The following is a 7,723-nucleotide window of genomic DNA, read 5'->3' as shown; positions in this document are numbered from 1 at the left end:
TTTATAACTGTCTTCACCATTAAGATATGCAGTGACAACTTTCAACTTAAATTCAGTACTGTATTTTACCATAAAAAACCGACCTCCTAAAGTTAGATTTTTAGGTCCAACTTTAGGGGGTCGGTTCAAAACAGTCCTGCTTTTTTGTATTCTTAATTATAAGAAGAATACGAAGGTGTTGATGATGAATACCGGGATGAGGATGGCAATGGACCAGCCCATGTACCCGAAGAAGCTCGGCATTTTGATCTTATTTTCTTCGGCAATGGATTTAACCATGAAGTTCGGTGCATTGCCGATATAAGTATTGGCACCCATGAAAACGGCACCGGCTGAGATGGCTTCCAACATGATTTGAGAAACCGTACCGACGGAGGTCGTGATGCCTTCCGTGGCGCCAAGCGCCCCGGCAGTTTGCAGGAATACCAAATACGTCGGCGTATTGTCCAGGAAGGACGACAAGGCGCCGGTAGCCCAGAACATCTGCCAGGGATTGTTCATTCCCAGTTCAGCCCCGTGGGCTTTGAGCAGAATCAAGGCAGGAATCATAGTGACAAAGATGCCGATAAAGAGTTTTGCGACTTCGATAATAGGAGCATACGTAAATTCGTTGAGGTCTCGCGTCGATTTTTTTGTCGTCTTAATCGAGAGGAATGCAGCGACTAAGATGATGATGATTTCAGCTAAGGTTGCATAGGGGAAGACGATTTCGTCGTAAATATGGATGCCGGCACCGTTGGCAAAGAACGGATGCATTTCCGGCAGGAGGCCGTTGGCTAATACGCCGATGATGATCATAGCGATAAAAATCAGGTTATGAGCCCCTTCAAGACGGATCGGTTCTTTGCTGCCGGCAGCAATGGCGTCATGAGGCGAGCGGCCTTCTTTTATTTCCTTATTATAAAAATGCTTATCCATCAGGGCAAAGATGGCAAACATGATGACCAGGTTCAAGAGAAGAATCGGCAGGAGATGGAAGGTCCACGTAAAGGGAACGCCGCGCTGGAAGCCCATGAAGAGCGGGGGATCGCCGAGGGGGGTCAGGCAGCCGCCCATATTGGCTACCAGGAAGATAAAGAAGACCATGAGGTGGACTTTATTCTTGCGCCAAGCGTTAGCACGGATCATAGGACGGATGAGCAGCATGGCAGCACCGGTCGTGCCGATCCAGCTGGCGAGAGCCGTGCCGATGAATAAGAGAAGACAGTTGACCTTCGTCGTTCCGGCTAAAGTCCCACGGACGGCGATGCCGCCGGCAACGACGAACAGACCCAGGAGAAGAACGATGAAGGGTATGTAGTCGAGGAGGACCGATTCCAGAAGGCGGAACCATGACTCACCGATGCCATAAGCAACTGCAAAGGGAATAAGGAATAATAAAGACCAGGCAAAAGCTACGCCAAGCATGTGTTTTTCCCACCATTCCGGTCGAACGAGGGGAACGATGGCGATGGATAGGAGCATCCCGGCAAAAGGAATGATGCTCCATACGGGTAAGGTCGCGCTTACGAGTTCGTGTGTCATAAAAACCACCTTTCTTAATCGTTACAAAAAAGTAAATTTATGTATGCTATAATTAACATTATATCATAAGAAAATGAAAGTTTATACTCTATTTTCACATTTTACACTGTCATTTAGGCTGGATTCGAGCTGAGCTTTTAAAAATAAAGCGTTTTTTTCTAAATAATTTTTTTGCCAGGCAGGAATCGGCCGAGGGAGTGACGAATATATACTTAACGATAAGGCATTATAAGGAGGGATTCATATGAAGCAATATAATAACATCATCGTTCCGACCGACGGTTCGGTCAACTCGAAACGAGCTTTGGAACATGCCGTCGTCATTGCATCATCTTTGGGCGCTATGATTACGCTGGTCTATGTTGCCAACATCGTCTCGGTCATCTCGAATTTTGACCAGATTCCCAATGCCAGTGGCTACGTAACCGAACAGGTTGCCCTGGACATGGAAGAAGAAGGGAAGGGGATCCTTGATGAGTTTGCCAAGGCGATTCCTCAAAACATCGAAGTCAAGAGCGTCTTTGAAGTCGGCTCGCCGGGGCCTGCTGTCTTGTCGGTAGCGAAGAAGTACAATGCCGATTTGATTGTCATGGGCAGCCGCGGCCTGGGACCGCTGAAGGGCTTATTCATGGGTTCGGTCAGCAGTTATGTCGTCACGCATTCGGTCTGCCCCGTATTGATCGTAAAATAACGGTGACGCAATGCCTTCATGGCCTTGTTCTGCCGCAGGCTGGTTAAAGGGTCTCGCAGGGATTATCCCTGGAGACCCTTTTTTCGTGCCGTCATGGCTTTTTGCGGATTGGTTTGGTTATAACGGATGAGGGGAAGGTATTCTTTTGGGAATATGTAAAAATTTGACGGATGCCATAGGGAAAAGAGTCATTTTATGATATACTGAATAGACAGGTGTGCTTTTTTAGGAATGCCTGAAATATCACATTACGAAGGGTCCCGGAGTGCCTCGTTCCGGGATGGCGCCTGGGAGGCAAGTATGAGACGGAATACCAATGAATGGCTAGACCACAAGGTCACGGACTGGGTTTCTAAAGGATGGATTACAGAAGAAGCCTGTGAAAAAATACGGAAATCTTACGGCAGGGATGAACAAAGAAATTCTCTTTTGACGACCCTGCCTTTATATGCGTTTTTATCGGCACTGGGATTTGCAGCCGTTGTCATGGCCGTCATTTGGGGCCTTTCCCAATTATGGTACTACGTGTCGGTCCCGGCCCGCATGACCTTGGCCGGTGTGCTGCTGCTCGTGACTCAGGCCGGTGTAGGCCTGGCCATGTTTCAGAAACGGCAGGGCTCGGCGGCAGCTGAAGGGATTGCGCTCATCCATTGTTTGGGCATTTTTGTTGTATTAGCCATGGCTGAACAGACTTTTTATATCGGTTGGGATGTGGCGTCATATGTCATTACTTGTGCCGTGCTTTGTCTGCCTGTCGTCTATTTTTTATGCTCTGTTGCGGCTCTCGTCGTTTACGACTTGTCCCTCCTCTATTGGACGGCTTCCGGCGGCCCGGTGAATACCTTTGGCGGAATGGGCCTCTTGTGGATTCTTCTGCTTTTGGCAGTGCCTTTCTATAACACCTTGATCGGCCTTCGGGATGAACGGCGGCTGTCTGTTTTCTCATGGGTCATGACGATTACCGTCTTCATTGCTTTTGGACTGGCAGCACAGACGACGGAATACATTCCATTCCTCCTTTTGGGCAGCTTGGCCGTTACAATCATGCTGGTAGGTTATTCCATCGACATCCACCGGCCTTGGGGCGTGCCCTTCCGTTGGTTCGGGCGGTTTGCCGCTGTCGGTTCGCTCCTCATTTCCTGCCTGCCCTTTGCCTGGGATGGGATTGCTCAGGTCCAGAATTTTCATTGGACGACCGATTTGGTTACGGTCCTCCTCTTTGTATTCATGGCAGGCATGATGGCGAAAACCGTGAAGAAGCGGTTGTGGAGCCCGGCTTTGTATTTGGTGATTCCCGTCATCCTGGCTTTTGAGACGATTCTCGTTCGATCGGCCCTTTATTCGTCCATTCCCCTCATTCTTTCATCCTTGTACATCGTTGTTCTCGGTGTCTATGAAACGGCTCAGGGATTTAAGCCCGATCACCAGGCTCATCTTAAATTCGGCATCGTCATTTTGGTCAGCGTAGTCCTGACCTTCGTTTTCGGGACGCATTTTTCGCCGCTGGCGCCGATTTTGGCCATTATCGTCTTGGCCTTAATCGTATTCCAGTTCAGGCGGATGCAGAAAGATAAAAAATCAGCGGCACAGAGAGCTTCACGAAGAGCAAGACTTCGCCATTCGGCGGCACGCGTCCGAAATGATGATGCGTCAGCTACAGAAGAACAGGCTCCAGAAGAAGAAATGCCGGTGTGGTATTCTCCTGAGGAAAACGAAATGGATGAAACGGTCGAAGAATGGATGAAGGATATCCGTATTCCGTCTCCGGCTGAACTCGGGCTGGGCGAATCAGGTATTGAGGCTTCGTCTGATACGAATTCGTCCAAGGCCGGTTCCGTCCCGGTAAATACGACGGATTCCCCGATGGTATTTACCCTGTCCGTACCGACTGAAAGCACGGGGAATGACTTCGTGCCGCCTCGTCAGGTTATTCGTGAAACGACGGAAGCCGTGCCGCAGCAGATGGCCGTTTCCCAGGAAAAGGCCAAAGAAAAATCTCCGGCAGTTACGGAGTCGCCGTGGAGTCATATGAAACCGGAACCGAAACGCAAAAAACACTTTACCCAGTCGCCATGGTCCCATCAAGGAGGCAAGTCGGAATGAAATTTTCACCGCCTTTGCAGGGCATACATCTTTCTTTTTCGCCGGAAGGCCGTCATCGCTGGATTGTCTTCGGGTTAGTCGTATTGATTCAATTTGCCGCACTGGCTTATGTCGGCTGGCGCTGGCATAATATTTCTGTCGACGGGATTCCTTATCAGTGGCGTGCTGTGCCGCGGCTGGAAATCTCTACCTTTGGGACCGATTATGTTCGCGTTGTATTCCCGGAAGATACGACGCAGTGGCTCGATGAAACGCCGCCTGAAGTCGGTCAGCAAATTTACGTCGCTATCTCGCGCGATGCGTCGGGACTCATGAAAGTGGAAGGGGCGTCGGACTCTAAACCCGATTCCGGCAGCGATTACATGCGGGCTGAGGTCGTTTCTTATGCGGATGGCCGCGTTCAGTTTCAAGTTGGATTTGACCGCTACCGCCTGTCTCCGGAAATGGCTGACGGTATCTACAGCCTTCGCACCGATGACAGTATCATCGCCAGTATCCGCATCAAGCGGGGAGAAGGCGTCATCGAAGGGATTTTTGTCAACGGCGTTCCGTTAGAGCAGCTCAGTAACGCGGCTGCTATGGACAAAGCTCGGGCGGATAAGGCCGGACGTTCTCTGTTTGATAGGCCGCATCTCGTCGATTCCGGGATGGTACCGCCAAAAGAAGAGTGATAGAAAGCGAGGAGTTTATGAAAGGGTATTCAAAGATTGCCAAACTGGCTATGACCGTTATGCTGTTGGCTGCATTTTTCCTCTTATCAGGATTTCGGGCGCAGACCATCATTCATGACGATGGCAGTGAAACGCAGGATGTTTTGAAAGTGTCGGCTACGGCAGAAGGGCAGCAGAGCTTGAAGGCCGATGCCGATGAGTTCCAAAAGCGCAATTATACCATCATGGATTATAGTAATGATAACGGTGAAGGTTTTCGGGCCATGAAGACCATTACCAATGACGGCGCCAACCGCAGTTCCGTCGACCATATCGTCCATAAGACCCATGACGGCCTGTTTGCTTCGACGTATTATATCAATTATAATTTCGATGCCAACAGCATTCAAAACCTTCGTCTGGGCGCGGCCATGCCGGAAAACGGTGTCGACTTGGAATATATGGTTTCCTTCCCGTCGGGGACGCAGGTTACCAGCAACAGCACCAAAGCCGATGATCAGGCCAGTACCTATTTGTGGCAGCTGTCGGATTCCCAGCCGTCTACGATAAGCCTGCAGGCGACGGTTTGGCATAAACTCTTCATTTATATGGCCTTGTTCTTGATCGGACTGATTTTAATCATCGTCCTTATTATGGAACATCGCCGCAAAAGCGTCATCAGCTGGAAGCGGGCAGCCCAGATGCGCCGGTTTGAAATGATGCTTCTCTGTGTTCCCATCGTCATTTTGGGGTACATGGGTTATGAATACTACGTCGGCACTCATGTTACGACAGCATCGCTTGATAAAGTGGCCGAACAGCAGCAGGAAGAACTGTTGGAAAATCGTGAAGAAGATCGAAAGATGCAGGAAGCGGACGCTCGGAAACAGCGCAGTGGTGAATTGGCAGCGGCCCGTATTCGCAGCAAGGCCAATGAAATTTCAAATGAACTGCGCAGTTTGAAACAGCAGTACCGCAATGGGGCTGTCAGCGGCAGTTCGGCTCGTTCGCAGGCTCAGAGCTTAGCTCAGCAGGCGCGGGATATGCTCAGCGGAAATAACGATTTGTCCCAGGCTGAACGGGACGTACTGGAACAGCTTATCAACAGTGTCGTATCGGACGCTGAATCAATCGGTGATTCAGCACCAGTACCGAGCCGGAGTACGACGCGGGAGCGGCAGCGCAGTGATGCCTCTGAATCGGAACAGAAGAGCCGCAGCGAATCTCAGAGCGATGAAAAAGAATCGGATAGTGATACTCGCTCCGATACCTCGAAGAGCCGTCAGTCCGGCGAACGTGAATCGACTTCTGACAGCGATTCTGCCCAAACCTCGGACAGAACTAATAAAGAATAGATATCTTTTGGTAAGTTTTTTCATTTAAAGTATTTCCTATTTATCGAAAAGATGGTATGATAGGAACGTGATAATTGACATTACAGCATAGCTGTGCTGCTACTATTTAAGGAGGTTATACATATATGCATTGTGTAGAAGAAATTAAAAACGGTATCTATTGGGTGGGATGCAACGATTTCCGTACGGAATTGTTTGAACGGATCTTCCCCCTTCCTCAGGGTGTTACGTATAATACCTATTTCATCGATGATGAAAAGACGTGCCTCATCGATGCTATGGATAAATCGTGCCGTGACGAATTTCTTGAAGACGTAGAATACTTGCTCAAAGGCCGCAAACTGGACTACTTTGTTCTCCAGCACATGGAACCGGACCACGCCAGCTCGGCTTTGGCTCTCTTGGAAAAATACCCGGAAGCCAAGATCGTCGGCCAGCCGTCTACTTTTAAGCTTTTTGAACAGTTCTTCCGCCATCCTATGCCGGATCGCTACATGACCGTTAACGAAGGCGATCAGCTGAAATTGGGCAAGCACACCCTGCAGTTCATCAAAGCCCCCATGGTTCACTGGCCGGAAGTCATCATGACGTATGATGTAACGGATCACGTCCTGTTCAGTGCCGATGCCTTCGGCCACTTCGGTACCGTCGGCAACGTCTTCGCTGACCAGGCTGATTTTGAAGAAAATTACCTCGATGAAGCTCGCCGCTACTATGTCAATATCGTCGGAAAATATGGCCCGCAGGTCATGAACGTCCTTAAAAAAGCGTCTAAGCTCCCCATCGATATCATTTGCCCGCTCCACGGTTTCGTCTTCCGTACGCCGGAAACGGTTAAGTATATCGTCGACAAACACCTGCATTGGGCACAGTACGTACCGGAAAAGAAAGGTGTCGTCATCGCATTTTCTTCTATTTACGGTAATACGGAACGAGCTGCCTGCGTCCTGGCTAATAAATTGAGCCGCCGCGGCGTCCGTGATATTCGCATGTACGACGTTGCCAAAGTCCATCCTTCTTTTGTTACGGCTAAGGCTTGGGAATACAGCCACTTGATCCTGGCTGCACCGACGTATAACTTGAACCTCTTCCTGCCCATGGAAAACTTCCTCCACGACTTGAAGACTCTCATGTTCCAGAAACGCACCATCGGAATCGTTGCCTGCCACAGCTGGGCATCGGCTGCGTATAAGACTATGGCCGATTACGTAGAAAACGAATTTAAGTGCTGCGAACTCCTCGAACCGACGATGGATCTGAAGTCGTCTATGCGTGACGATCAGGAATGCCTGATGGATGAATTAGCCGATAAAATGGCAGAAAGCATCGAACAGTATCCCGATCCGAAAACCTTGATCTAAGGATTAATCAATGAGCTGTCCATCATGAAAAAGGGCTTC

At 49.5% G+C, this 7,723-nt stretch carries 6 protein-coding genes; 5 read left to right on the top strand and 1 reads right to left on the bottom strand.

Going from position 1 to position 7,723, the window contains the following annotated elements; translation table 11 throughout:
- Positions 1–156: 156 nt before the first annotated feature.
- Positions 157–1,524 carry a sodium:proton antiporter gene (locus tag UCI88_RS03270; RefSeq protein ID WP_081651725.1) on the bottom strand — a complete coding sequence of 456 codons (1,368 nt, stop codon included), beginning with the start codon at positions 1,522–1,524 and terminating at the stop codon, positions 157–159.
- Positions 1,525–1,768: 244 nt separating this feature from the next.
- On the opposite strand from UCI88_RS03270, the gene UCI88_RS03265 reads away from it, so the two are divergent.
- The 5 genes from UCI88_RS03265 to UCI88_RS03245 all read left to right on the top strand — a co-directional run bounded on the left by UCI88_RS03265 (position 1,769) and on the right by UCI88_RS03245 (position 7,684).
- The gene (locus tag UCI88_RS03265) at positions 1,769–2,215 is read left to right on the top strand and encodes a universal stress protein (RefSeq protein WP_044504734.1); all 447 of its coding nucleotides are present in this window, start codon (positions 1,769–1,771) and stop codon (positions 2,213–2,215) included.
- A 300-nt stretch (positions 2,216–2,515) separates the two neighbouring features.
- Complete coding sequence (locus UCI88_RS03260; protein WP_256180204.1) at positions 2,516–4,318, top strand: DUF2157 domain-containing protein; 1,803 nt, start codon at positions 2,516–2,518, stop codon at positions 4,316–4,318.
- Positions 4,315–4,989, top strand: a complete 675-nt coding sequence (locus UCI88_RS03255) for a hypothetical protein (protein ID WP_044504730.1) — start codon at positions 4,315–4,317, stop codon at positions 4,987–4,989. The genes UCI88_RS03260 and UCI88_RS03255 overlap by 4 nt, the downstream gene beginning before the upstream one ends.
- Positions 4,990–5,006: 17 nt before the next feature.
- Positions 5,007–6,323, top strand: a complete 1,317-nt coding sequence (locus UCI88_RS03250; protein ID WP_044504727.1) for a hypothetical protein — start codon at positions 5,007–5,009, stop codon at positions 6,321–6,323.
- Positions 6,324–6,448: 125 nt separating this feature from the next.
- A complete protein-coding gene (locus UCI88_RS03245) occupies positions 6,449–7,684 on the top strand; it encodes an FprA family A-type flavoprotein (RefSeq protein WP_044504725.1) in 1,236 nt (411 codons plus the stop codon).
- The last annotated feature ends 39 nt before the right edge of the window (positions 7,685–7,723 follow it).

Source organism: Megasphaera massiliensis (assembly GCF_036305205.1).
GTDB classification, from domain to species: Bacteria; Bacillota; Negativicutes; order Veillonellales; family Megasphaeraceae; genus Megasphaera; species Megasphaera massiliensis.
This window is presented reverse-complemented; position numbering and strand designations above follow the sequence as displayed.

What these genes read in the sequence shown, in the direction of transcription:
- UCI88_RS03260 (WP_256180204.1), top strand. Translation starts at nt 2,516, where the DNA reads ATGAGACGGAATACCAATGAATGGCTAGACCACAAGGTCACGGACTGG.
- UCI88_RS03245 (WP_044504725.1), top strand. Translation starts at nt 6,449, where the DNA reads ATGCATTGTGTAGAAGAAATTAAAAACGGTATCTATTGGGTGGGATGC.
- UCI88_RS03255 (WP_044504730.1), top strand. Translation starts at nt 4,315, where the DNA reads ATGAAATTTTCACCGCCTTTGCAGGGCATACATCTTTCTTTTTCGCCG.
- UCI88_RS03265 (WP_044504734.1), top strand. Translation starts at nt 1,769, where the DNA reads ATGAAGCAATATAATAACATCATCGTTCCGACCGACGGTTCGGTCAAC.
- UCI88_RS03250 (WP_044504727.1), top strand. Translation starts at nt 5,007, where the DNA reads ATGAAAGGGTATTCAAAGATTGCCAAACTGGCTATGACCGTTATGCTG.
- UCI88_RS03270 (WP_081651725.1), bottom strand. Translation starts at nt 1,524, where the DNA reads ATGACACACGAACTCGTAAGCGCGACCTTACCCGTATGGAGCATCATT.